The organism is Fibrella aestuarina BUZ 2, from assembly GCF_000331105.1.
GTDB classification, from domain to species: domain Bacteria; phylum Bacteroidota; class Bacteroidia; order Cytophagales; family Spirosomataceae; genus Fibrella; species Fibrella aestuarina.
The window spans coordinates 76,195-99,412 of record NC_019012.1 but is presented as its reverse complement, the minus strand read 5'-3'; the positions used below and the strand labels follow the sequence as shown (position 1 = coordinate 99,412).

Genomic DNA, 23,218 nt, shown 5'->3' with positions numbered 1-23,218 from the left:
GTTTTCTTTTATAATTGACAATGAGCCGTTTACGCGACCTGATAGTTGCCCATCATGCCGTCATCGCCGTGTTCGAGGTTGTGGCAGTGAAAAACGAACGTACCTGGCTTAGTGAAGGGTACGACGATCCTTACTCGCTCGCCGGGCATCACCAACACGGTGTCTTTCCAGCCCTTCTCGGAGGCCGTGAGCGCGTTGCGCCCCCCCGTGCGGCTCAGGACCTGGAAGAACGCCCCGTGCAGATGCATGGGGTGAGGTTCGTCGCCCTGCGTATTGTTGAACTCCCAGATTTCGGTATCGCCAAGTTTGACTGTCTCGTCGATGCGGTTCATGCTGAACACCTTGCCGTTTATGGTGTGCATCCCCGTCATGTTCATTCCCTGCATGGCCTGCATAGCGATGCCAATGTCGAAGGTGCGCGTTTTGGTCGCCACCGATGCGGCCAACGGCGTAACTGTTTCGAGCCGGGCTGGGAGCCGGAAGGTTTCCGTCTCAGCTTTGCTAACCACAAACTTGAGCAGGTTGAACGCCTGCTGACCCTGCGCCCCACCACCACTGAACGTATTGCTTTTCAGATACACTTCCGTCCCCACCGGCACGGAGCTAAAATCGACCAGCAGGTCGGCGCGTTCGCCCGGTGCCAAAAGCAGGGATGTTACGCCTTCAGGAGCCGACAGCAGGCCCCCGTCGGAACCAATAACCCAAAACTGCGCGCCCGTACTGAGAGCCAGGTTATAGAGTCGCCCGTTGGAGCCGTTGACTAAGCGGAGCCGATACATCCGGGTAGCAACGGAATGCATCGGTGAGGCTACGCCATTGACGGTTACGATCTCGCCCATGTAGCCCAGCATTACATCGTTCATGGACGGATTGTATTGGGGCGACCCGCTTGCGTCCAGACGTTTATCCTGCAAAATGAGGGGGAGTTCGTAGGCACCCGATGGTAGGCTCAGGGCCTTCTCGGTCGGCGTTTCGACGATAAACAGCCCCGCCAACCCCATGTATGCCTGCTTGGCCGTTTTGCCGTGAGGGTGGGGGTGATACCAAGCCATTGTAGCCGCCTGATCGAGACGAAACGTGTAGTTGAATGACTGTCCAGCCCCCACAAGTTGCGCGGGATGCCCGTCCATGTTGGCCGGTACCAACAGGCCATGCCAATGGATGTTTGTTTCTTCCGTGAGTGCGTTCAAAAACCGCAGGTCTACCGTCGCACCACTGGTTACGCGAAACGTGGGGCCTAACATTCCATCGCGGTAGCCAAGTACCCGTGCATTTTTTCCGGCGACGATAGCTTCAGTCGTAGACTTAGCACTGAGTGGGCCGGAAGGTGAGGCTGTATCGAGCAAACGAAGGGGTGTCGTAAAGGAGCCTTCCGTAACGGCGGTAGCTGTCTCCCCTCCCATATTCATGGCCGACATGTCGTGGCTGTTGCAGCCCGCCAGCAGACTTGGAACAGTGACCGAAGCCAACGTACCCAAGCCAAGTGTTTTTAGAAAGTGTTGTCGGTTCATACTGGATTCGTAACTGGTTTAGTTGACAAGGTTTTCCGTTTTCTAAAGCCGGGAGAGGAAATCCCGTATAGTGCGAAACCCGATAAAATGGTGAGTAGGCCCAGCACCGAGAAACCGCGCAATAGCCCGTTGTTGATGTCGTCGCGCCCGGCGTAGTCCATCGTGTGAAGCATCCAGAGCAGGTCGAAAACGCGCCAGGGGTCTGTTCGTACACTCTGCACTGTGCCCAGGCGCGTGGCGACGTAAATCGTTGCATGAGCCGGTTGCCGAAAGGTTATGGCATAGGCGGGCAGGGGCTTCTCCCGATACTCGTGGTGGCCGTTCGTGGTAGTCAGATACTCAACTCCGGCAACTTCCGGCGATCCGGCAAATCGCTGTTGGGCCAGGGTGATTGCTTCTGTCTGCGTCAATTCAGCGCGGAATTGTCCTGTCAGGGCATCGGCCAGCCGGGTCTGCGTAGTTGACGAACCAGCCTTTTGCTGCGTCGGGTAGCTTATCTGGTAACAGGGGGTCCCGGCTACATCAATAAGATTGATCGATGTGATACTGTCTATACCCTGTCCATGCAACGTTTGTAGCGGCACGGCGGGCGAAACTAAGCTGGCAACCGTCGAAAAAGCCGGAACTGGTCGCTTCAGGTGGTCACCATGAATGTCATCAAGGTTCGACCAACTGAAGTATAGGCCGCCCAGTGTCCAAAGCAGAAACTGAATGCCGATAAGCAGGCCCAGATAGCGGTGGGTCCGGCGAATACGAAGATGCCAGGTACGTCTCATCGCGTTGTTTCGGAAGACTGTTGGTTATGTTCATGCCGGTTACCATCAGCAGGCCCTTCTTCGTGCTGTTCGAGGTACGCCCCACGTGGACCAATACCGTACAGGTACGTTAGCGCACCACCCTGATGCCCCGCCAACCCTACCGCTACAGCCGCACCAAGAAGAGTAGCCAAAGTGACGGCTTCCAGCCACTTCCGGGGTTGCCACAGCGTCAACCCTTTCAGCAACGTACCCGCCAAACCCAGCCACATCGTATAATCGGCATAAATCTCGTGCGTCTCCAAAGCGGCTTGTGCCGCGTCGCTTAGGCCATCTGTGTGGGGGTGTACATACGTACTGGCAACATATGCTCCCGCCGTCCCGACAAGGGCCACCCCGAACGTTAGCCAATTAATCGAAACTGACGTGCGAAAGACCGAGACCAGTTGCATCAGAGCTGCCATCAGCAGCAGCACAATTGGTATGTGCACCACCATCGGATGATACGTCGGGTAGTCAGCCACTGGGGCGGGCATAACGGATACGTCCTGCACTTGACCCGTAGTTAAACTCCCTGACAGGGTGTGCTCATGATGGGCGGTTTGTATGGCTTGAACTGCCGAATCACGGCGCACAGAATCTGGTCGCGCTTTCTTTTTTGGATGATCACCGTGCGCCCAGCTCAATTGAGCAACTACTGTCATCAGTATTAGGAGCCAAAGGGTACGTACCTTTTTCATAGTATTCTATTCTTTTAGCTTCACGAAAAGCGTATCATTCCTTATACAGAATGATTTATGACAGACAGCCCCTTTACTTCTTGTGAGTATGGCGGTCTTGAAAACAGTGCAGCGCACAGGCCGAGCCTTTGTAGCTGTCATGGACGTTGCCAATTTTCTGACCCTTCGCGTTGAAGATGTCGCAGGTGTTGTCGGCGTTGTCCTTGACGGTGAACATCAGGTCGCCGTTGGCATCCATATAGGTGTTGCTGTTCTTGCCGACTCGCCCCATTTTCTTGCCCGTTTTGGCATCTACGAGGTTACCCTGACCGTCCACAAAGGCGATCTTTTTCCCGTTCGCGTCCATGATCATTTGCTCTTTGGAAACGCTGCCGACAGTCACGCCCGTACCGTCTTTGATCTGGCCGGTGGCGTTGATCGACATCGGGTGTTTGTAGTTAGCCGACTGAGCCGACAACAACGAAGGTGTCCCCAACAGCAGGGCGAACAGGGCGAAAAACAGTGTTTGGTTTTTCATGATATTGGTTGTTTATAAATCAGACTGGTTTAAGGGCGTGATACAAGCGAAGAGTACCGAACAGAGTATCCACCCGGCCCGTCTCATCTAGTTGCTGGAAGCCGTTGTCGTAGAGCATATTCGGAATCAGCCCCTGAACATTGGCCCTCGTACTGTCAAACCCATCGAAGAGTTGTAGGCCATAAAACAGCACCCGCATAGTACCGTTGGTCGGTTTGCCCCAATCAGCTAAGGCTAGAGAACCGCCAGGAGTCAGTACCCGAAACATCTCTCGGATGGACCGTTTTTTGTCTGCATCCGACAGGTGATGCAGCAGAAGACTACAAGTGACAATATCAATCGTTTGATCCGGGTAAGGCAATGCCGTCGACAACCCTTGCTCCAGCGTAACCGGCCAGCCCGCTACGGCGTGTTTTTGCCGGGCCAATTCTAACACTGCTTCGTCGCCGTCGAGACCGAATATGTTGGCATTAGGAAAAAGCCGGTGCAGCAACAAAGCCTGCGTACCGGTTCCACAGCCCACATCCAGCACATAACGCGGAGTCAATGCTCGAATTGGGTCCAGCATCAGCGTTCGGAAACGGTTTTCCTGCATGGTCAGGGCCATCACCAAGTCGTAAAATTGGGTTAGACCATTCCAGCGCAATGCCGGTTTGAATGTGGATGCAACGGGTCTCATATCCTACAGTTTTTTCTCCCACTCGGCAATGAGTCGGTTGTTAAGCGTCACGTAGTCGTTAAACTTTTCTCGCTGAGCAACCTCGGCAGATCGGCGGGCGGCTGCGATGGCCCCTTTATAGTCACCCGAACGCGCCAGCAGCTTAGCCTGCAAGTGGAAGTAGTTGAAAGCCGGATTTAGGGAGACGGCTTTTGTGGCCCAGATTAAAGCCTGCTTCGTATCCTTCTCCTGATCGTAGTAGTAGAGCGCGGCCTGGTAGTACAAGCCCGGCTTCTCCTCCTTCTTGCCGTTGATGCGCTCCAGAATTTCCCCCGTGATGCGCTTATCAGCATCGCTGATAATAGGAAAGTGTACAGATGTATTGGCCCAGTTCAGGTAGATCATTCCCTGATTCCGAACCAGGTCTTGCACCTCAATCGTAAATGATTCGTAGAATCGGGTGGACGAATCGACCTTAACGTTGAACCGCATCACATCATTTTTCTCCTCGTAGCCATCCAGCCCATGACCCGTTACGTGCTTGTTCAGGATGACAATCCATTCTGTCCGGTTCGGAATAGTAAAGAGCGAATAGCTACCCGCAGCCAGGGGTTTCCCAGCCAATATTACAGAGTCCGTAAGGGTTAGGACGGTGGCATCTGAGGCTCCCGTCCGCCAGAGTTTGCCGTAGGGCACTAAGCCACCGAATATTGTTCGACCCTTTGCTGCCGGGCGTGAATAACCAATAGTGAGGTCTGTAAAGCCGATCCGCTGTCGGATGGTCGTAGGGGGAGAGAGTTCGGGTAGATTCAGTTGGGCGTGTAGGGGCTGCGCGAGCAAACCCAGGCCAAACGCCAACGATGCCAGCCGAGTCAACCGATTAGTCATGGTCGATCAGTTAGTTGAGATTAGTCAATACAGGCAGGGGAACCGTGTAGCTGGTCAAGTCTTGAACTTGCCGCTCATCAGGAGTCTCGGTCGAAGAGACAAAACGCCAAAAGCTCGATCACATAAGCCTCATAGGGCTTGTGAACGAGTGTTCGGAAAGGCTGCTGGCTCAGATCAGCCAGGTACAAAGAGAAGAAAGAAGGAAACGGCCCGTTCGGAAATAGGGCGGGTCTGCCGTAGGCTGCGACGTTTCGTCGGACGTTTCGGGTAGAAGCATCGTCAGCAGAAACCGAAGTTGCGGCTGAGTAAAAAAGGCTGCGGGCGATGGCGCGGGCAGCGATTGATGATCCGCGACAAAACTGCTTACATCAACGTGCTCGTAGGTGATGTTAGTTTTGCAGCAAGCTGACCGTTTGACAACTGAACCCAATGCGGGTGGGGTCGATTGATCGGCAACCTGGCAAGGCTTGGGGCATTCTTTCTGGAACGCCAGCAGTGCCTTGGTGTGGCCGCGCATCTGACACCAATGTTCCACTAGTCCATAGCCCATGCTGCTCAGCAGGACCGAAAAGGCCAGCCAGCAGCAAAGAAGTCGGGACGGTAAGGACGCTCGCATCAGAACACAGGATTACGGGAGCAAAAGTAGTAGCTTTCCCAACGGCTTTTTTTACAGGATTCTGCGTGGTCCTTATAAAATTTATGGAAACATACTATATCCTTATCAAACGGGAAAACCTATTTAACCTATTGATAAAGAACCAGTTTGATTTAATGTACACAAAACTCAATATATTATGGCAACTGTCTTAGCCCCTCAACAGTATCAAGATTGCATTGCGGCCTGTCAGGACTGCGCCGTAAGCTGCGATGCCTGCGCCGAAGCTTGTCTTGGCGAGCAGGACGTATCGATGATGGTAAACTGTATCCGGCTCGACCGTGACTGTGCCCGCATTTGCTACACCGCCATTTCCTTCATGGCGAGTGGCAGTTCCTTTGCCCGTCAGGTGTGCGAACTCTGCGCTCAGATCTGCAATGCCTGCGCCGACGAGTGTGAAAAACACGCCAACCACATGGATCACTGCCGACAATGTGCTGAAGCCTGCCGCCGGTGTGCCCAGGCTTGCCGGAATATGCAATAAATGGCTGACATCTATAGTGCATCCTTCTAGTGAAAATTATTCGTTTCAGCCGAGGGATGCATCATGATTACTTTCGACCAGCACTTAGTTCTTTGGAGTTGGTGGGCCACTGGTGGCCTTAACCGCGTATTGTAGCATCTGATTAAGCTGCTCCGCCGTCAGATTGGCCGACTTCACATCGACCTCTACTCCCTGAATAGGATGCTGTCTGAGAGTAATACTAATCCAGGCATCCGCTTGCAGCATTAGTCCAACTGTGTTCTGTAGATGCTGATCGGGCTGGGCTTCACCTTCGATAAAGAAAACAGGTTTGACGGGGTCCATGCAACAAGGAAGCTTAAACGTATTGGTACAGGCAAGCAAAAGTAAGTCGTAGCGGTTACACCACACTTTCTGATTGGTGCTGTTTAGCTAATGCTGATTTATATTGCCGCAGCAGAAAGTGGTATACAACCGTTTCACAGAGTCGCTGCTCACTGGTAAAAAACCGATTACACTGCATATGTAGCAGTGATGTAATCAGATCAGTTAAAGGCAGTAGTTCGACGCGCTGTTGATGCAACGTACCTACAAGGCTCTCAATAATAGATTGAGTTTGATTAGTAGCGCGAATGCTATCTTCGGCCCATTCGGACCCTTTTTCCGCCAACCGGGCCGACCACAATCGAAATTGCTCATTTAATTGATTTCGTAATTCAGGTGTAGCCTTATTCTCGTGCAGAAACTTTGCCTGAAGGACGGTCATGAACTGGTGTTTTTCTGACAATGATAAAGCAAACGCTTCCATCAACGCGTCTGCCCGACGACATGCCATTAACCACTGCTTGTCTTCGTCGGCATCCTGTTCAGCACAAAGACGCTGCACTACGTCAACGCTATCGAGCCAAAACAAACGCTCGCAGTGAGTAATCGTCGAATGTCCGTACCGCTCTAATTCGCGTTCATAGGTATCGATTTGTACGGTTTGTACCCGCCCGTTGTCTACCCAACCTTTTAATCCATTCGAAAGCTCATTTAACACGTACTCATAGTTATTACTAGGGCAGTGAAACCGAAGACGAAGGTGCGGCTGAGGATCATAATACCGGATAAAGAACCAGTGATCGACCCAACCTTGGCGGATTGCCTGGTTAACCAACGGCGCAACTACCTGCGTTAAAACATCGTTGGCGGTTTGTTCTCCTACGTACACCTTGATGTAGAGCCACTCGCTACCTGGCAGGTACGTTCGCTGTACGGCCAATGAACCGTAATCGACAAATGGAGATGAATAGGGTGGGGGTCCTGGTGCTGGCCAAGAGTTACGGAAGGGTATAAGCAACTCTGCCGTGTAGGGCTGACCACCTCGTTGCACCCAGCACTGATCGGGGTGGGCTAACCACTCAACCAGCCGAACCGATTTCCTTTTGCGGATTTCGTCGAAAAGTAGCTGCCGACAAATCACCACGTCAAGATCAAGCAACAGTTCGTTATCCCTTTCTACCAAAGTAACTAATTGGGGAAGGGCAAGGTGTTGGCGCAACTCGTCTACCATTACCTGAGCCGATGTCCATTGGGCAGACATCGTAAGTTTCCACTGTGCGCGGGCTACTATTAGGTGCTTATACACTACGCGAGGTAGATGGGGCTGGTCGGATAGTAGTCCCCACGACCAATTTTGAGTAAATGACTCTTCCTGATGGCTCAGATCGCTCAGGAAACGATATACTTCATCAGAATGATGGTAGTTATGGGCTGTTGTGTTGCGAGGTATGACACGCCGGTTATGCTTCTTTGACCACAGTTCTACCGTAGAACCAGCCGAGACACGTACCCATAAGTCTTCCAGCAGCAGGGTATGTTCTTCATCTACTGACGCGGGTGTGACATAGGGGATCTCATACGCTCGGAGCGCAGGTCGATGGACTACGTTGCCGATTCGTCCGGCTGGCAGATGAACTATTTCAGCAAGCAGAGCATCCGAGTACTGATTAGCTTCCCAATCTGTAACCTGTTGTATTGCCTTGGCGATTTCCTCGTCTCCACTACCGAAACGGGCCATTAAGGAAGCTCCTGACGATCCTGTGACGTTTTTTACCAAAAATTGGTAGTCACCTTGGTCAGCGGCTTCACCACTGGTACTGTACAGGTCGCCCAGCACGGCCCAACTATGAGCCTTCGGGGTTGACAAGGTGCTTTTTGCGGCTTCGGTCAGTTCTTGCTCCGTGATTTCCTGCACAGATTCTCGAGTTGTCAAGAACTGAGTAAGTTTATTCAATCGTAGATTGTCCAGCCTGTCCGACTGTGCAGCAGTGGTTAAATTCTCATGGTCGGTAAGGGTACGTAGTAGAGCGAGGTGACCCGTTCGACGATCTGCGTTGGCAGCATAGCCAATACCCGACTCATGATCGAGTGCAACCAGCAATGGTTGCGGCTGCATTCCATAGCGGGCATAGAATCGTTCGGCAAACGTGGACAACGCTGGTGCCTGTCGGTTCAATCGTAACGCAGACAGCTCTGCAAGTTCCTGCCCAATTTGTCGGACTACCTTTTGACTCAGTTTCAGTTTTTCTACCGGACGGTACAGGTCAAGTTGGCGTGTATCAACACCTCCGACAACTCGTTGCAGATCACGGTCAAGCTGTTGCTCTTTCTCAACAGATTCAAACGGTTGCTGCAACCATTTCTGTAAAGCCGCCAAAGACCGCCTGATCCCATCCTTATTTGGCGACGAAGGCAATCGTTGGATTAAATGCTCAAAGGCATCTTTCCCAGTAACGCCCGGATCCAGCTCACTCACCAGAATATGGGCCTCGATCAACTCGTCCACTAATTGCCTGGCTTCGGCAGGCTCTTCACCAAGTTGCTCAATCCAGCTACACAAATCCTGGCCGACTACGCCCCCCACCTTCGACCGGACGTATTGCAATACACCCAGAATCGTTTCGTCTGGCTCAATGGCGTTAATGAAGAAAGCACGATGACCCGGCTCAACCGTATAATCCGAATACCGGAGTTGAGAGCCTAAAGAGTAAAGGCTGTTGTTAACTTGATAATGCAGTTGCCACCGAATATCAGGGTGTTTTGTAAGCTGCTCTGCCAGTGCTACTAACCAACCTGAATCAGGCCGAACATTAACCGCGATTTTATCTGCATCGATTTTACCTTCTGTTTGCTCACTGATTGATATTTTACTGACTCCAGCCATCACGCCGAAAGGCGTTGATCGACTACTCATGCGGATGGCGTACCGCCACAGTGCAAGGCGAGCAGCCAAAGTTGGCCTCTGTTTACCATCCTGTTGCCACAGTTGCCAGACCTGATGCAGATTTGGCGATGCCGAATACAAAGCCCACTCGGTCAGTGGATCGGCAAACCACTGCCGCAGTTGCTCGTCCGCGTTGTCTGGTTGGCTATGCAACAACTGCATCAACTGGCTAACTGAACATAAGGGTGACCTGAGTAAGCAAAAAGAAAATAATTGAGGAGTAACTGGCATTGGTCAAAAAGAAAAAGGCCCGCCGGATAGCTATCCGGCGGGCCTTCGCTTAGAGCGTAAAAATGATGGTTAAATCAATGGTCGTCGGATACTTGATTGGCTTGGGGTTTCCGTTGGGCATCCGGGTTCCGATTGGCTTCTTATTGAGCCGCTTCGCGTTATTCAACATGGCATTAGGTTGTTAAAAAGTGAGAAATATAAAAAACGAGTACTCGCATCATTAGAGGCCGTTACGGATCATATTACCGACTACGGCCCGGTACGTAGATCCGACGCGCACTGTCTGTCCACCCAGCATTTCGATCTGGTGGCCGTCGGTTTGCCGAATCTTAGTGGTATTAACAATAAACGACCTGTTCACCCGGACGAACAGAGACGGGGGTAACAACTTTTCCAGTGCCGACACTCGCTGATGACTAACGACTGTCTTTTCGGGGAGTTGAATTTTCACATAGTCGCTCATCGCTTCCACGAGGATGATATCTTGGCAGGCAACATTCACCAGCATTTTTCCATCCCGAATGGAAAGGTGACTGCTCGCCGTTGTCGCTGATCCGGAACCAGTCGGTGATAAAGCCAAATCTGCCTGCTGCTGCATACGTTCCTGTACTTTAGTAATGGCCCGCACAAACCGGCTAAACGTCACGGGTTTGAGCAGAAAATCAACCACGTTATGCTCGAAACCCTCAAAGGCGAATTCCTGGTAACTTGACACAGCGACAACCCAAGGAGCTTTTCCAGGCAGACTTTGTAAGAGTTCATACCCATTCATTCGAGGTAAATTGATGTCCAGAAGTAGCAGGTCAGGTTTCAATTCCTGGTACAGCTCAATTGCCTGTAAAGCGTTACTCGCTACGCCTACCGTTTCCAGAGTTGGTACTTGCCCGATATGATCGAGCAGTAGTTCCTGCGCCAGTGGTTCGTCATCAATGAGTAAGCATCGGATGGGCGTGTTCATATGTACGTTTCGTTGTTTCGATAGTTTCGCCGACATGGCGAAGCGGAATAGACAACCACACCACAAACTGGTCAGGCTGATCTTTTATAATCAACTCGTACTCTTGAGGTGAGAAAAGCAACGCCAATCGGCGACGGGCATTGGCTAATCCAAGGCCCCCTTCTTTGGGAGCTGGGGGCGTTTCCGGTCTGTTATTGACCACGGATAATGTCAGCCTACCTTCAGATGGATTGGTTGACAGACTAATACGCACCCAACCGCCTTCATACACAGCGTTCAAACCGTGTTTGAATGCATTTTCAATGAACGTGACCAGCAATAGGGGAGGTACCTGCCATTGCTTCAGTTCAGTAGAAGCATAGGGCAGTTGACAGCTTACCGCATCGGTACGGCTATGTCGAATCCGTTCCATGTCGATATACCCGTTGATGAATGTTAGTTCGTCCGAAAGAGGTACGAAGTCATTTCCGGTTCGATAAAGCGTGTACCGCATCAGTGTAGACAGATTCACCAGTGTATCGGCTGCCCGGCCATCTTTGCGATGAATCATTGTATAGATGTTATTGAACGCATTCAGTAAAAAATGCGGGTTAATTTGCTGACGCAGAAAGTGTAAGTCTTTGACAATGCCTTCGTTTTCCAGGGCCAGCTTATCGTATTCCAATTGCCGACGTTTCTTTTCTGCCTGCTGTTGTAGTCGGCTTCGTGCGTAGCCATCACGCACCGCCTTTATAAGGAGTGGTATCGTTAGATATGAGATGAAGTGACCATAAATGAAAAAGGCAATGGATGGATCAATGACATAATCGTACCAATGAGCTGCCGAAAACATCGTTACTCGTCGAGCAAGGTAGGGGGGTAGGTTTGAAAAGTGAGCTTCTACATACCTTAATAAGACATATGTGTTAACACTCAACAGGGCGTAATAAATGACACAAGCCCCCATCAGCATAGCCACTCGTTTCTTCATGGTTCGCTCATGATACAAAATGTAGGGTATCACGATGTAGCCCAACAGCCCGAAAGAAAGAAGCGTGGACAGAAAATGGTGTGTGTTAACCAGATATAGTAGGTCAGTTCCCGGATAATCAGCGAGTGCCCGTTTGAACTGACTTAGCGTAACAGCATAACCAATGCTCCAGTAAAGAGCATGGTAAAGCATCCGCATAATGGTAACCGGACGACGAAACGGCATAGATTATCCAGTACACCTCTTGGAGGGGTTAGTAGTCAAGAATACCTTTTGCAGATTTAGTTAGCCGACTGCGCTTTACGGACCATTACGCGCAACGTGGCATGTGCACCGATCTCGTGGTTTTTTCGACCAGGCGATGCGCTGGCCCGGAGCAGAATGTGGTCAGGTACTTTTGGGTCTGTTACCCGTTTAACATATATGCTCCAAGTCCTTTCTGGACCGGCAATCCAGTCCGTACCCTGCTCAACACCTTCTACTGGAAATGCACTATCCAAAATTAGTTCGTGGCTAACGTAACTATACCCCTTTGGTAAAATCACATCTTTCTGGACGATTACCGTAGGCTGGCTGTTCTTATTGAGAGCTTCAATGGGCACTACAAGGGTGGAGTCACTGGGCGACGAAGCACTATTGGTATCGACTGGAATAGACCCAAAACATGTTGAAAAGCCCATACTGGTAGCCACACAAAAGGACAAAACCAGCTTATTGGTAGTTGATGAATAAAACATAATCGCTGCACTGAAAAAGACTATTTATTCTACAAACATACTATACAATATTAGTTCTTCACCTCTTTTTGCATGATTTTTATTTAATTAATTAACTATTTTTATATCTATCTGAATATCAAGACGTACTTTTTTCACAGTCAATTACTCATCAAATAAAGTTGGGTTTTGTGCGTTACCATGAATTTTGCTCTTCGACATGTCTTTTCTTAGAGAAGAAAGTTCATCAGTAACCGGCTCAGTTGGTTTGGGACGAGCGTATAGTTGCTGCTTCCCCGTCTGAGTCACCAGTGAGAAGTTGTTGAGGAAGTTTTCAATCTCTTTGTGCTGATGAGGGTGTTCTCGATTTATCTCCGTTGTATCCACAAAAATGATATTGTATCGTTGTTGAGTAATTACACCCTGCTTATCACGTTGTGGATTTAGTAAATGTTCTTGGGCATTAGCATACTCCTGCTCAGATGACTTGTACTTGTAGTTAAGTGTGACATATTGGTAATCTCGCCGGTAATTAGAGATGGCAAAGTCATACTGATCCAGATTTAGCGATACCTCCTTCCAAGTTTTGATCTCCTGTTCCAGCATACCAATTTGGCCGCGTTCGTCCGAAAGAGCTGCACCAGTCAGTTTATCGACTCTATCCAGTTTGATGGCCCGTTTCACAGTTATTTCATTAATATAGGTAGTGATACGTACCTCCTTCTCCTCACGAGTCAAGTCTGCGTCCTTCAACAAAATGTACTTGTGCTTTTTAAAAAAGGTAAGCCGGGTAGCGGGTCGGCCATAGTTAACCAGTTTGATAGTTCGGCAGTCAAAATGCTGGAAATCCTCAAACAGTGACTGACTTTTGGCATCAACAAAATGTATTACACCAGTGCCGTTCCACTCGCCTTCAATATCCCAGGCGTTACGATCTGGCTGAAGCTTGTCAACCACTCGCATGAACTCAGTCAGTCGTCTTAGTTGTCGGACGTAGTCTGCTGGGTCATATGTTCTCCGTTTTCTTGTAGTCTTTTCCATGTCCGAGTCATTAGAGTAGCAAGATAATTAAGTTTACTTTGAAAGTAAACTTAATTAGAGCGAGACGGCCTCTTTATTTGAAAGCTTCGCACAATTTGTTGAATTTGTGATATTCAATCTCTCGATGCCACTGCTCAAGATCAAAAAGTTGTATTTTAAGAATTGTTCTGAGATTGATAATAGTAGCTGTGGATAAGCTAGTTGTAACTTACTAAATATCAGTCGATAATAGTGTGGATAAGTATGCGACTGGCAATGAATTAGAGTGCTTAGGCAATAGATCAAAGTACTTAGGCAATGAAAAAGAGTCAACATTAACCCATGAAAGCAATGAATTAGAGTAGAAAAGGCAATGATATAGAGTTGGATAGGCAATAGATTAGAGTACAAAGGCAAGAAAATAGAGTCGTTGCTTAGAAGGCGAGTAATGTTGGTAATCACTTTTCAGAGTCGGCAAGAAAAAAACGGTATAAATATTTAAAATATTAAACATTACTATAAAGGATATATAGCTGATTTTCAGCAATTTAACAACGCATCGGCAAGAAAAAAAAGTTAAAGTGCCGTCTATAGGCAGAGTTCATTGGCAAGGATTCCTTCCGAATTATTGCTTTTGTGGTTGACTTCACGGTATTTAACGCGATGAACGATGAAATCATCATTAGGGAACCATTGACTCTACTGCTGGGTCGGTCTGAATTCTCTCTACATGAGCGCCGAATTTATTGGAATATCCTTAAAGCCCTCAAAGGTGAACAAACGTTTGATGTCAAATCCTACCGGGTAGAAGACCGAAAGTTTCGGATTCACTATTCGGATGTGTTCGTCGGCGAAAACTCGCACGCTCAAACGAATGTGATCCTGAGGATTTTGGACAAGGCAACATCCCGGAAAATTAAGATTTTCGATCAGGACAAGGGGAAATACACATTTATCGTTCCGATACCTTACATCCATTATGAGGCAAACAAAGGTTACTTTGATATCCTTATTAATTCGATGGTCTTGCCTTACTTCATTGACCTAAGCAAAGGATACTCACAATACGAACTAAGTGCAGCGGTCTCACTGAGTAGTGAGTATTCCCAATTGCTGTTTCCTCGTCTAACCCGGTTTATCGATACGGGTTTATGGCGAGTAGAGGTGACGGAACTCCGTGAACTGCTAAATGCTCAGAAGTACGTGCGGTACTCCAACTTTAAGCAAATGGTCTTGTCGAACGTACTGGCTGAAATTAATCGCAAGACGTATCTGGACATAACCATGACAGAACAGAAGGAGGGGCGGGCTGTCAAGTGGATTAACTTCATTATCCGCCGTAAAGGGAAAAACAGCCCTAAAGCAGCGTATTACGCATTAGTTAATAAAGACCTGCAAACAGCCAGTGAGTTATCGTTGGCTGACAAGCAGAAGAAAGCAGCCGAATTTTTATATAATTACCAGTTTACTGACAGCCAGAAGAAGACTATTTTGACAAATGAGCAATACCTGAACGAGTTTCTACGGCTTGACAGCATGGTCACGCACGGGGCTGTGACAGTGGCTACCACGCCTACACGGTATATCGCTGGTATTTTATTTAAGGATGCGTCAGGGCCTAAGCAGAAGAAGCGCAAGCCAGCGATGACTATTGAGTTAGACCTTAGATCGGAAAAGAATTAACGTTCAATTAGAGAGATTTTTGATGTTACTTCTGTCAAACTTTGTTTATCAATGAACAAACTGGTTGCGACCTATCGGCTTGAGTTAACCACGATCAATGCACTGAATTTGCTGATTCATAATTACGGTAGCGATGACTTGGATTACCTTCGAAAGAATCGGTCCTTCGATCATGCCTGGACGTATTACTGGAACGGCGATGAGGACGGTCTCGACCACGAAAAGTTTTGGTCAACCTGGGTTGATAAGTTTGACCACGAAACCCAGGCGTTCTTGCTGGACTATGCGATGGAACGATATGGCGAAGAAGCTTACCGTGCTATCGACAGTACAGCCAATTGGCAAAAGCACTTGCAGGATCTTTTACGAGAGCAACACCCAGACGCAGATCCTGATAATGAAGTTTAGAACACATCCAACCATGCTACTCTCAATGCCAGACTCTGAAACCGATTACGTCCGATAAACTTTTCTTATCGGACATAACAAGCGAGTGATATATTGCAGCTAATTATCAAGCTATCATGACGAATCGGAATAATCATTCTAATTGATGAATCATACAGACAACGATGAGATACGCTGGTCAGACCCGGCCTGGCTTACCTATCAGCGGATGCCGCCTGACGTGCAGGTGGGGATTGACCAAACGATAGAGAGCATGTTTGACCGTTACGCGCCGGTTTATCGTCAGCGGCCTGTCGATATAGTCTCTGTTGGTACGGTTTCGCATATGCACGTACCCGATTGGGGTATGTGGCTTCGCTTTGAGACCGAGTATTATGAGGATAAGGATAAAGCGTATTTATGCATTGAGTCCGTCGATGAGTTGACGCTGAAAGAATTTGAGGAGTCAGTGGCCGCAACTCGTGCCAAGTCGGATCGGATTTCATAACCCTATTGAAGATGACAGAATTAACACCCTCCATTATAAGCGGACAAGCTAAAGCGGTTCGCATCCGAAAATCTCATGAGGACCTGGCTCATCAAACAGCAGCCTTCTTCCAAAAAGGTGTAGCAGGCGCGGCCAATACCCAAACCGCTTACGCTTCAGACATTGAGCAGTTGGAACTTTGGCTCCAGACCAACGAGCTGGGTACGTTGCCGATCAGCTCAGGTACGTTGGCAGCCTATCTGTCCGATCAAGCTACCGTTCACAAGTGGGCTACGTTGACTCGCCGGTTAGCAGCCATTCGGAAGTGGCACCGGGGACGCAAGCATCCTGATCCAGGTAACGATGAAGCCGTCAGGCTGGTGCTGGAAGGCATCAAACGATCCATTGGCACGGAACCTGACCAAGCTCCTGCATTCGATATCGAGAAGCTCAAAGAGTGTACTCGCACGATAGCTCCGACTCCGACCGGCCTGCGCGACAAGGCGATGCTGCTGGTATGTTTCGCCGGGGCGTTTCGTCGGTCTGAACTGGTGGCTCTTGACATTGACGGGGTAAAATTTACGCGGGAGGGTGCCATCCTCAGTTATCAGGGCAGTAAAACCAATCAATACGGTCGGCGGGAGGAGAAAGCTTTGTTTTTCAGTCCTGATCCGGCTACCTGCCCGGTGCGCGCTATACAAGATTACATGGCCCTACTGAACCGGACAAGTGGCCCATTGTTTGTCAGGATTCGTAAACAGGATGCCATTACTGAAGACCGACTATCGGACAAACAGGTCGCCCGCGTGACGAAACAGTACCTCGGTGACGATTACTCGGCCCACTCACACCGGGCATCGTTCGTAACCATTGCCAAGCTCAACGGAGCCGACGATTCGCAAATTATGCAGCAGACCAAGCACCGTACCCGCACGATGATTGACCGCTACACGCGAGTACAGGAGGTTGTTAAGCACAATGCAGCTATGAAGCTGGGGTTGTAGTAGTCGGCTGATTGCCTAGGATGACGTTCACCACCCGGAAAACCGCCGTTGAGGACTCTTCAAATGCCGGGCTGCGGTGGTCATATTGGTCGAATACTCGTTCAGCACGGGAGATGGCCTGATCGATGCGCCGTTTCCGGGTCTGGGGATCAACGGCCAGCATCAAATCGAAGAAATCAATACTGATTCGTTTGCTCTTACTCCCATCATAGGTTATGCCATAGGGTTGCAAACACTCGTTCAGCCGGATGTCATACTGCCGCCTGTGCATGGCCCCACCCTGGTGATCCAAGAAGTGCAACAGTAGCCAATACTCGAACGATTGATTGGAATAAGCAACGCACTCCGCACCAAACATACCTTCAGCCAGTCGGACAGCTTCGTTGAAATCTTCGGGCGAGAAGTCGTCTTTGTCGAATACGCACCAGACCTGGTCGTATTCGTTACCCTTATTAGCTTCCTCTTCGCGGATTTGTGCCGCCCGACGTACCAGCGATACTGTGTTGTAGCCAGTTCCGACGGCCCGCACCTGCATGTTGGGCATTCGGAATTGTTGGAAATAGCTCACTTCGGTGTTTACGCCTTCGGTGACGATCAACAGGCGAACAAACTCCGGTACGTTGGGTTCGGGCCTGTCGATGGAACGAGCCGCAGCACGGGTCGCCCGTTTATCCGCTTGCCGTTCATCACGCTCCTGCGCTTCGCGGATGGCCTTCATCCTACTCTTCATCGGCTGCGGGTTAAAGCGTTGGCCGCACCGGCGATTCGGTCAGGGCTTCTTCATAGTCGTTCAAGTACGGAATGGCCCCAAATCGACCCTGAAGGTATTTTTCCCGATAATCGTCTCCTTTACGCACTGTGTCAGTTTTGAAATCTGACAAGGCGTAGAGCGACGAGGCCCCGTAGCGGTCTTTGCTGACAAACCAAATCTGATCGCGCCGGAGCAACGGACGCGCCGGACTACCCGCACTCAGCAGGTTGCTGTCGTGGGTATTGAAAATCAATTGGGCATTGTGGGGGTTGGTTTCCGGGGAATGGAACAAGCCTACGAGCTTACGGACCAGGTTAGGGTGTAATTTCGATTCGAGTTCGTCAACTACGAGCGTATCACCCTGTTGCAAGGTTTCCAGAATGGGGCCGGACAGCGCGAAGTATTTCTGTGTTCCCGACGATTCGTCTTCCATGTCAAATTCGATTGTACCCAATGGATTTCCGTCTGTATCGTAGCGTCGGTGCAGGGTTTTGGTGCCACCCAGAATGACCCCGTCTTTCTCGGTTAGGGCTTGGGCGAGTCGCTCACGGAGGGCAGAAGGCAGACTACCCGGTAACTCACTTTCGTGTTCGATAGGTTGTACACGCACGTCGGCGATGCCCAGATCGGCACCAGCCAGAAAATTCATTACGGCTGATTTACCCTCGTGGTGCATCACCCGGCTCACTGTGAAGCCTTCGTAGCCCTCCTCCTGCAAGCCCGAAATCACATTGAACCTGCCCAACCAGGCAAACACGCGCCGGGCAAGTGGGTCATTGAACTGGGCGGCTACGGACAACATCAGCGCGTTGGATCGGATCATGTCGTCTTTAGCCAGCCGAAGCCCCGTTTTGAACTGCCGGGGATTGATGACATCGAACGTTTGCCCGTCGCGGTAGAACACCTCAATCTCTTTGGTCTTGGGTCGGTGGTAGAGCCACTCCGATACAACCTGTTCGGTCGTGACTTCAAAGCCATAACGGAATAACTCACCCTCGTGCAGAAAGACCAGTTCGAACTCCGAGGGGGCTGCTTCGCTGTCAGGGTTTAGTCGGAACGGGACAGTCGGAATCTTGTCGTTTAGCTGAGTACTACCCGATGAACGCAGAATGAACTGCCGCACAAAGCCAAGAGCTTCAACCAGCTTGCTCTTGCCGGATGCGTTGGCACCATAGATAGCTACGCTCTTGAGCAGCTTTACGTCGAGCGCAGGTACATCTACCCAATGGGTTTCAGTAGCAGGGTCTTTGTCGTACCGGGAGGCCACAAGCGACAGCTTCACTTCATCCCGAAACGACTTATAGTTTCTGACCGAGAATTGAACAAGCATAAAAATATAGCCAACTTTTGCACAAATAACGCAAAAGACACTATCATATTCACAAAATCTACGAATTCTCTAAATTGTCTCTTACCTTATTCTCATTTATGTGCCATTGTCAATGTGTTCCTCCGCCATTCCACTGACCAGTGACAGCCCATATCTCATAATGAAATAACCATTCAGCAATCCAAGGCAACACTGTTCGAGCTATTACTTTCCCACGATGCCATTCCTTGCCATCTGGATAGTACAAACACAATTCATCTCCGTCATAAACGTGTGGCAACTTCGCATCACTCGGGATCAATAGTGTCGGTTTAAGAATGTGCACTATCGGTCGCCCACCAATACGGTACACTAACCTTACCTTGTAGCATTCACTGGTGGGGCTGGGTGTTACCCAACCCCACCAGCGTAGCTCATCCCTTAGAAGCCTGTATCGACTACCCACCAAAGCGCGGCAAAGCAATTCGGCCTGAGCAGGCAGAGAGATAATTGGCGATTCAATGTAAGCCATGAAACGTGTGCTGAGGAACTGTTAAACCGCCGACAGCGCTCGATATAATACCAGTGCTCCGCTCCATAGTAAGTTGTCCACTTTCCCGAAGTTGGCGGGCATCATTACCAATGGAGTTGAGTGCCCGATTTACAATGTTCTCGCCGAACTGTGCTTTTAAGCTCGATGCCGCGTTTGGCAATCCTTTAATCTGACCAATTTTAGCAAAGTCAAGCTGTGCTTGAGCAATCCACTGAAAAAACTTCTCAGCCTTTCTGGGAGTGTCAGCCCAGCGGTCGGCGAAATTTTCCAGTGGATTAACGGGATTTGGAATAACATACTTGCCTTGCTCAACGCGCACTAAACCGGGCATTGCAGTCAGTACCTGCCGCATGGCACGCTCAAGATCAGGTTCTTCCTGATAAGCCCACGCTGCCAGCGTTGTGATAATGATTGATATGGGTTTTTCGGCATCGTCACCGAACATGATGTCACGGTGTCGTTTGAGCAGTTGAACAATGCGCTGCAACACCGTTTTGACGCGGTATTCAGGTACGTCTTCTACTTTCATCTCCATTCGATTAGCCAGCCTTATCCGCTCTTGCGCGAAGATATATTTCATACGACTGTGGAACCAACGCGCATACCCTTCAGGATTACTGCGAGGCCACTCAATCCCTACACCCCAGGTCTCGCGGTCGGTAATGCACAGAGCGTGGGAAGCCAATTCAGGTAAGACACCTGCTTGGATTAACCAACCGAAGTCATCGGGAATGGATGGTAGAATATCCAAATGAAAACGCTCAGCCTCGTTGTAATTCAATCGCCAGCAGCGTCGGCCTTCTTTGTCTAACATCCGTCGATAATCGGTATGCGCTTTCAGCCTGTTCCCAACCATCGCTTTCAACGTTTGCTGATTAACCAACCGCTTGTTGATGAGCAATCGGCAAACAAGATCAACATCAAATTCTTCCTCGTCTGTTAGCGGCTTAATAACAGTGCCATACCGGAATGACCCTTGCGGGTAGATGATGGGCTTGTATAGTGCCAAGGAAGAACCGGGAGCATCAAGCCACTTGCCAACGGCTTTATAATGACTGACCGCTTTTTCATATTGAGCAGGTGTAATATCCAGCAATTCAGTGATGCGAGTCAGAATGCTACTGTAGTCAGTCAATGAAGGTGATAAGGTGGTCATAGTGAGGTAGTATCTAATTTATAGTTAGAGCTGAGGTAAACCCGCTCGTGCGGTGGTTTTGGTCGTAAAGGGCAAATGCCACATCAGCTTTAGGCATACGTACCCGTCCGAGTTCAATAGCCATAGCGGCTGGCATCGCTGGAAAAATGTGGAGTCGCGTATCTTGTCCATGTCGGGCTTTAACAGCATCAAGCAGCCGACGGAGCACATTGCGAAAATCGGCCAGTTGATTCGACGTTCGCAGAAAGTCGTTGTGAGGCTGCTCATGCGTTAAAGTCCAGATAGCACATTCTGGACCGAGTACAGCCTGTATTCGGTCAGCCGTGATGGTAGCACTGAGAGACAAATTCAGTGCTACTGTCGCATAGTCGTGTTCAGGCGGGTTCACATGGAACACGACAGGGTTATTCAACTCTCGCCAAGACCACGTAGCTGGTTCCCGGTGGCGTTGATAAATAACGGATGGTACAATGTCACCCAGTAACGTACCCAAATGAATGAGTAGAGGCTGCGGAGCTAAACCAAACACAGAGAGGTGACGTATTTCGCCAGAGGTTATCCGGTCGTGTACTTTCCGCCGAAACTGTTGTTCAAGATTTTGCTGCTCGACTTGCCAGTACAAGTCTTGATCGTCCTGTATGCTACTGTTTACCATTCCCAAAGAAATGGGAGACGCATTGGCCGGAAAGAAGTGCGGAGTCATTGCCAGACTGCAATCATTGACTGCTAACGGAGAGCCATGCTGACCGATGTTGGCACCGTAAAGAAGTATTTCGCTGGCTTGATCGTCGCAGATTGCACTCAGCCGTTCGATTCGGGCTTCGTGGCACTGTTTCATCTGACGTAGCCGCACTTCAGTGTACTCGTGCCAGGTATGCTCCCCGTCGATGCGGTCGTGGCAATCGTCGCACAGGAGCATCAAATTATCATAATCCTGGCAAAGCAACGGAGAACGGACGGGGTCTCCTCGCTTGAAGTTTGGTTCGGCGGCTACGATATGGGCAATATATCCCCGGTTACTTGAGCGTTTGGTCCGTGCATCGCGCCACAATACTTTGTTGCAGCCTTCAAAAGCACAACGTCCGGCTGAACGTGCCCATAATTCCCGGACCACGTGTAGGGGAATTGGTTTCCTGGTTTTTGATTTTGCCATAAGTGGGTATGGACAGTTGCTTATTACCAAAAACAGATGGAGCCGGGCTATCACCCGGCTCCATCTGCAACCGACCTTATCCCTTCGGAGGATATGGATCATTTCCGTATGAGTCCCGCCAGTTTATTTTACCATCCTGACGATGTACGATTAGCTCTGAATGCTGATTCTGAGCGATTTCACGGGCAATTGAGATTGCTTCGCGTTGGGTGTCAACAAGGCGGGTGGCGCGGCTGTTACCGGCTCCCTGCACGGCCCATCCGTCTCCGCGAGGGACAACGTGCTGATTTGTTTTAGGCATAGTACAACGTTTTAGTTACTACTAAGGTACAAATCGTCGTTTAAAAAAGTTCGCTTAATAGCACATTTTTAAATAGTCAATATTACAAACGTTTGTAATATTGACTATTTGTATTTTTCAAGGTATATTTGCCACGTGAACCAGACGCAACGACAACGCCTATATGATTTATTGGGCGAGAACGTGAAGAAGTACCGCTCGAAGAAAGGGCTGACTCAGGAGCAACTGGCTAATGAAGTAGCCCTAACCCGGACTTCCGTAGTTAACATTGAGCAGGGTCGGCAACACCCTCCGTTGTATATCCTCTTTGATATAGCTAAAGCACTTGAAATCGAGTTGGGTACGTTACTACCACCAGAATCATCGTTTTTAAGTACGTCCCTGATTGACGAGGAATCACTAAAGGGAGTAGCCGAAAAGGACCTACCCAAGCTTACTTCATTCGTAGCAGCGTTTAGAAAATCAACTGGTGACCATGAACAGAAAGCGGCAGAAACAAATTGAGGAGATAGCGATTGCTACCCTTCGCCGGTGTGATGCTTATCCGATGAATGCGTTTGATTTGATCAGGAACGGAGGCATCGATGTGCAGCATGTCGCAACTACGTTAGACATCGAACTTATGCTGTATGATTTCGGTGACGATGTGTCGGGCGTGCTGTTGAGAGACGGTGATAAAGCCAAGATCGGCTACTCTACGCAGACAGGGCTACTGCGGCAACGGTTCACAATAGCCCATGAGTTAGGCCACTACATCCTGAACCATCAACGACAGGGGGTCTTTGTCGATACGCCCGAAAAGTATTTTACGCTATTCCGCGATAGCAGATCGTCAACGGGTGAAGATTTTCAGGAGCGGGAAGCCAATGCCTTTGGAGCCGCCCTCCTGATGCCTCGTGAACTGCTTATTGAAGCAGCTACCAACATCTATCAGACGGGTATAACAAGAAATGAGGATTACGATATAGTGCCCGTGCTGGCCGACAATTTCAAAGTCAGTAAACTGGCTATGAGTATCCGGCTAACCAACCTTGATTTGGTTTGGTAAGCCACTGATTAACAGATAATTTTTTTAGTGAGCCGG

The 23,218-nt window shown here is 49.5% G+C and carries 26 protein-coding genes; 7 read left to right on the top strand and 19 right to left on the bottom strand.

All coding sequences use genetic code 11. The features are described from left to right. Nucleotides 1–29: 29 nt before the first annotated feature. The 7 genes from FAES_RS28540 to FAES_RS28510 form a co-directional block, all read right to left on the bottom strand. A complete protein-coding gene (locus FAES_RS28540; protein ID WP_015056770.1) occupies nucleotides 30–1,511 on the bottom strand; it encodes a multicopper oxidase family protein in 1,482 nt (493 codons plus the stop codon). Further along, entirely contained in the window at nucleotides 1,508–2,287 is a 780-nt protein-coding gene (locus FAES_RS28535; protein WP_015056769.1) for a hypothetical protein, read from the bottom strand. Before FAES_RS28535 ends, FAES_RS28540 begins: the two co-directional genes overlap by 4 nt. After that, a complete protein-coding gene (locus FAES_RS28530; protein WP_015056768.1) occupies nucleotides 2,284–2,802 on the bottom strand; it encodes a DUF2231 domain-containing protein in 519 nt (172 codons plus the stop codon). Before FAES_RS28530 ends, FAES_RS28535 begins: the two co-directional genes overlap by 4 nt. 277 nt (nucleotides 2,803–3,079) lie before the next feature. Beyond that, nucleotides 3,080–3,523: a 5-fold beta-flower protein gene (locus FAES_RS28525; RefSeq protein WP_015056767.1), complete on the bottom strand. Its 444-nt coding sequence runs from the start codon at nucleotides 3,521–3,523 to the stop codon at nucleotides 3,080–3,082. Between the two features lie 19 nt (nucleotides 3,524–3,542). Beyond that, on the bottom strand, nucleotides 3,543–4,202 hold the full coding sequence (locus tag FAES_RS28520; RefSeq protein WP_015056766.1) for a class I SAM-dependent methyltransferase: 660 nt from the start codon (nucleotides 4,200–4,202) through the stop codon (nucleotides 3,543–3,545). Nucleotides 4,203–4,205: 3 nt separating this feature from the next. Further along, nucleotides 4,206–5,069 carry a DUF2911 domain-containing protein gene (locus tag FAES_RS28515; RefSeq protein ID WP_015056765.1) on the bottom strand — a complete coding sequence of 288 codons (864 nt, stop codon included), beginning with the start codon at nucleotides 5,067–5,069 and terminating at the stop codon, nucleotides 4,206–4,208. A gap of 169 nt (nucleotides 5,070–5,238) precedes the next feature. Continuing rightward, complete coding sequence (locus FAES_RS28510; protein ID WP_015056764.1) at nucleotides 5,239–5,685, bottom strand: hypothetical protein; 447 nt, start codon at nucleotides 5,683–5,685, stop codon at nucleotides 5,239–5,241. Nucleotides 5,686–5,863: 178 nt separating this feature from the next. Here FAES_RS28510 and FAES_RS29870 point away from each other — a divergent pair, with 178 nt between their 5' ends. Next, complete coding sequence (locus FAES_RS29870; RefSeq protein ID WP_083891535.1) at nucleotides 5,864–6,208, top strand: four-helix bundle copper-binding protein; 345 nt, start codon at nucleotides 5,864–5,866, stop codon at nucleotides 6,206–6,208. A gap of 84 nt (nucleotides 6,209–6,292) precedes the next feature. Here FAES_RS29870 and FAES_RS28500 read toward each other — a convergent pair whose 3' ends face one another. The 6 genes from FAES_RS28500 to FAES_RS28480 form a co-directional block, all read right to left on the bottom strand. After that, on the bottom strand, nucleotides 6,293–6,532 hold the full coding sequence (locus FAES_RS28500; protein WP_148289623.1) for a hypothetical protein: 240 nt from the start codon (nucleotides 6,530–6,532) through the stop codon (nucleotides 6,293–6,295). 55 nt (nucleotides 6,533–6,587) lie between these two features. Next, nucleotides 6,588–9,686, bottom strand: coding sequence for a lantibiotic dehydratase (locus tag FAES_RS28495; RefSeq protein WP_015056762.1), 3,099 nt, complete (start codon nucleotides 9,684–9,686; stop codon nucleotides 6,588–6,590). A gap of 220 nt (nucleotides 9,687–9,906) precedes the next feature. Further along, on the bottom strand, nucleotides 9,907–10,644 hold the full coding sequence (locus FAES_RS28490) for a LytR/AlgR family response regulator transcription factor (protein WP_041259703.1): 738 nt from the start codon (nucleotides 10,642–10,644) through the stop codon (nucleotides 9,907–9,909). Then, the gene (locus FAES_RS28485; protein ID WP_229364583.1) at nucleotides 10,613–11,812 is read right to left on the bottom strand and encodes a sensor histidine kinase; all 1,200 of its coding nucleotides are present in this window, start codon (nucleotides 11,810–11,812) and stop codon (nucleotides 10,613–10,615) included. The genes FAES_RS28490 and FAES_RS28485 overlap by 32 nt, the downstream gene beginning before the upstream one ends. Before the next feature lie 83 nt (nucleotides 11,813–11,895). Then, nucleotides 11,896–12,351 carry a hypothetical protein gene (locus FAES_RS30695; protein ID WP_229364582.1) on the bottom strand — a complete coding sequence of 152 codons (456 nt, stop codon included), beginning with the start codon at nucleotides 12,349–12,351 and terminating at the stop codon, nucleotides 11,896–11,898. A gap of 144 nt (nucleotides 12,352–12,495) precedes the next feature. Beyond that, on the bottom strand, nucleotides 12,496–13,371 hold the full coding sequence (locus FAES_RS28480; protein WP_015056758.1) for a hypothetical protein: 876 nt from the start codon (nucleotides 13,369–13,371) through the stop codon (nucleotides 12,496–12,498). 642 nt (nucleotides 13,372–14,013) lie between these two features. Here FAES_RS28480 and FAES_RS28475 point away from each other — a divergent pair. The 4 genes from FAES_RS28475 to FAES_RS28460 all read left to right on the top strand — a co-directional run bounded on the left by FAES_RS28475 (nucleotide 14,014) and on the right by FAES_RS28460 (nucleotide 16,911). Continuing rightward, complete coding sequence (locus FAES_RS28475; protein ID WP_015056757.1) at nucleotides 14,014–15,033, top strand: replication initiation protein; 1,020 nt, start codon at nucleotides 14,014–14,016, stop codon at nucleotides 15,031–15,033. A 51-nt stretch (nucleotides 15,034–15,084) separates the two neighbouring features. Next, nucleotides 15,085–15,441, top strand: coding sequence for a hypothetical protein (locus FAES_RS28470; RefSeq protein ID WP_015056756.1), 357 nt, complete (start codon nucleotides 15,085–15,087; stop codon nucleotides 15,439–15,441). A 145-nt stretch (nucleotides 15,442–15,586) separates the two neighbouring features. Further along, entirely contained in the window at nucleotides 15,587–15,928 is a 342-nt protein-coding gene (locus tag FAES_RS28465; protein WP_041259701.1) for a hypothetical protein, read from the top strand. 11 nt (nucleotides 15,929–15,939) lie between these two features. Continuing rightward, nucleotides 15,940–16,911: a site-specific integrase gene (locus FAES_RS28460; protein ID WP_015056754.1), complete on the top strand. Its 972-nt coding sequence runs from the start codon at nucleotides 15,940–15,942 to the stop codon at nucleotides 16,909–16,911. Here FAES_RS28460 and FAES_RS28455 read toward each other — a convergent pair. The 6 genes from FAES_RS28455 to FAES_RS29865 all read right to left on the bottom strand — a co-directional run bounded on the left by FAES_RS28455 (nucleotide 16,892) and on the right by FAES_RS29865 (nucleotide 22,134). After that, on the bottom strand, nucleotides 16,892–17,641 hold the full coding sequence (locus FAES_RS28455) for an RloB family protein (protein ID WP_015056753.1): 750 nt from the start codon (nucleotides 17,639–17,641) through the stop codon (nucleotides 16,892–16,894). The two genes, FAES_RS28460 and FAES_RS28455, sit on opposite strands and share 20 nt — an antisense overlap. Before the next feature lie 10 nt (nucleotides 17,642–17,651). Then, the gene (locus FAES_RS28450) at nucleotides 17,652–18,992 is read right to left on the bottom strand and encodes an AAA family ATPase (protein WP_015056752.1); all 1,341 of its coding nucleotides are present in this window, start codon (nucleotides 18,990–18,992) and stop codon (nucleotides 17,652–17,654) included. A 109-nt stretch (nucleotides 18,993–19,101) separates the two neighbouring features. Continuing rightward, a complete protein-coding gene (locus tag FAES_RS30890; protein ID WP_510186044.1) occupies nucleotides 19,102–19,503 on the bottom strand; it encodes a type II CBASS E2 protein in 402 nt (133 codons plus the stop codon). Next, nucleotides 19,490–20,680: a nucleotidyltransferase domain-containing protein gene (locus tag FAES_RS28445; protein ID WP_015056751.1), complete on the bottom strand. Its 1,191-nt coding sequence runs from the start codon at nucleotides 20,678–20,680 to the stop codon at nucleotides 19,490–19,492. The genes FAES_RS30890 and FAES_RS28445 overlap by 14 nt, the downstream gene beginning before the upstream one ends. Nucleotides 20,681–20,693: 13 nt before the next feature. Beyond that, nucleotides 20,694–21,833: an SAVED domain-containing protein gene (locus FAES_RS28440; protein ID WP_041259700.1), complete on the bottom strand. Its 1,140-nt coding sequence runs from the start codon at nucleotides 21,831–21,833 to the stop codon at nucleotides 20,694–20,696. A gap of 76 nt (nucleotides 21,834–21,909) precedes the next feature. Then, nucleotides 21,910–22,134 (bottom strand): DUF2188 domain-containing protein, encoded by a 225-nt coding sequence (locus FAES_RS29865; protein WP_083891534.1) that lies wholly within the window; start codon nucleotides 22,132–22,134, stop codon nucleotides 21,910–21,912. A 135-nt stretch (nucleotides 22,135–22,269) separates the two neighbouring features. Here FAES_RS29865 and FAES_RS28435 point away from each other — a divergent pair, with 135 nt between their 5' ends. Together FAES_RS28435 and FAES_RS28430 are read left to right on the top strand one after the other, a co-directional pair. Then, nucleotides 22,270–22,638: a helix-turn-helix transcriptional regulator gene (locus FAES_RS28435; RefSeq protein WP_158408822.1), complete on the top strand. Its 369-nt coding sequence runs from the start codon at nucleotides 22,270–22,272 to the stop codon at nucleotides 22,636–22,638. Next, entirely contained in the window at nucleotides 22,610–23,182 is a 573-nt protein-coding gene (locus FAES_RS28430) for an ImmA/IrrE family metallo-endopeptidase (protein ID WP_051054474.1), read from the top strand. Before FAES_RS28435 ends, FAES_RS28430 begins: the two co-directional genes overlap by 29 nt. Nucleotides 23,183–23,218: the final 36 nt, after the last annotated feature.

Excerpts from the sequence above, each read along its gene's own strand:
- FAES_RS28515 (WP_015056765.1), bottom strand. The coding sequence starts at position 5,069 with ATGACTAATCGGTTGACTCGGCTGGCATCGTTGGCGTTTGGCCTGGGT.
- FAES_RS28530 (WP_015056768.1), bottom strand. The coding sequence starts at position 2,802 with ATGCCCGCCCCAGTGGCTGACTACCCGACGTATCATCCGATGGTGGTG.
- FAES_RS28535 (WP_015056769.1), bottom strand. The coding sequence starts at position 2,287 with ATGAGACGTACCTGGCATCTTCGTATTCGCCGGACCCACCGCTATCTG.
- FAES_RS28455 (WP_015056753.1), bottom strand. The coding sequence starts at position 17,641 with ATGAAGAGTAGGATGAAGGCCATCCGCGAAGCGCAGGAGCGTGATGAA.
- FAES_RS28430 (WP_051054474.1), top strand. The coding sequence starts at position 22,610 with ATGAACAGAAAGCGGCAGAAACAAATTGAGGAGATAGCGATTGCTACC.
- FAES_RS28470 (WP_015056756.1), top strand. The coding sequence starts at position 15,085 with ATGAACAAACTGGTTGCGACCTATCGGCTTGAGTTAACCACGATCAAT.
- FAES_RS30695 (WP_229364582.1), bottom strand. The coding sequence starts at position 12,351 with ATGTTTTATTCATCAACTACCAATAAGCTGGTTTTGTCCTTTTGTGTG.
- FAES_RS28475 (WP_015056757.1), top strand. The coding sequence starts at position 14,014 with ATGAACGATGAAATCATCATTAGGGAACCATTGACTCTACTGCTGGGT.
- FAES_RS29870 (WP_083891535.1), top strand. The coding sequence starts at position 5,864 with ATGGCAACTGTCTTAGCCCCTCAACAGTATCAAGATTGCATTGCGGCC.
- FAES_RS28520 (WP_015056766.1), bottom strand. The coding sequence starts at position 4,202 with ATGAGACCCGTTGCATCCACATTCAAACCGGCATTGCGCTGGAATGGT.
- FAES_RS28525 (WP_015056767.1), bottom strand. The coding sequence starts at position 3,523 with ATGAAAAACCAAACACTGTTTTTCGCCCTGTTCGCCCTGCTGTTGGGG.
- FAES_RS28445 (WP_015056751.1), bottom strand. The coding sequence starts at position 20,680 with ATGACCACCTTATCACCTTCATTGACTGACTACAGTAGCATTCTGACT.
- FAES_RS28485 (WP_229364583.1), bottom strand. The coding sequence starts at position 11,812 with ATGCGGATGCTTTACCATGCTCTTTACTGGAGCATTGGTTATGCTGTT.
- FAES_RS28440 (WP_041259700.1), bottom strand. The coding sequence starts at position 21,833 with ATGGCAAAATCAAAAACCAGGAAACCAATTCCCCTACACGTGGTCCGG.
- FAES_RS28500 (WP_148289623.1), bottom strand. The coding sequence starts at position 6,532 with ATGGACCCCGTCAAACCTGTTTTCTTTATCGAAGGTGAAGCCCAGCCC.
- FAES_RS28450 (WP_015056752.1), bottom strand. The coding sequence starts at position 18,992 with ATGCTTGTTCAATTCTCGGTCAGAAACTATAAGTCGTTTCGGGATGAA.
- FAES_RS29865 (WP_083891534.1), bottom strand. The coding sequence starts at position 22,134 with ATGCCTAAAACAAATCAGCACGTTGTCCCTCGCGGAGACGGATGGGCC.
- FAES_RS28510 (WP_015056764.1), bottom strand. The coding sequence starts at position 5,685 with ATGCGAGCGTCCTTACCGTCCCGACTTCTTTGCTGCTGGCTGGCCTTT.
- FAES_RS28465 (WP_041259701.1), top strand. The coding sequence starts at position 15,587 with ATGAATCATACAGACAACGATGAGATACGCTGGTCAGACCCGGCCTGG.
- FAES_RS28480 (WP_015056758.1), bottom strand. The coding sequence starts at position 13,371 with ATGGAAAAGACTACAAGAAAACGGAGAACATATGACCCAGCAGACTAC.
- FAES_RS30890 (WP_510186044.1), bottom strand. The coding sequence starts at position 19,503 with ATGGCTTACATTGAATCGCCAATTATCTCTCTGCCTGCTCAGGCCGAA.
- FAES_RS28495 (WP_015056762.1), bottom strand. The coding sequence starts at position 9,686 with ATGCCAGTTACTCCTCAATTATTTTCTTTTTGCTTACTCAGGTCACCC.
- FAES_RS28460 (WP_015056754.1), top strand. The coding sequence starts at position 15,940 with ATGACAGAATTAACACCCTCCATTATAAGCGGACAAGCTAAAGCGGTT.
- FAES_RS28490 (WP_041259703.1), bottom strand. The coding sequence starts at position 10,644 with ATGAACACGCCCATCCGATGCTTACTCATTGATGACGAACCACTGGCG.
- FAES_RS28540 (WP_015056770.1), bottom strand. The coding sequence starts at position 1,511 with ATGAACCGACAACACTTTCTAAAAACACTTGGCTTGGGTACGTTGGCT.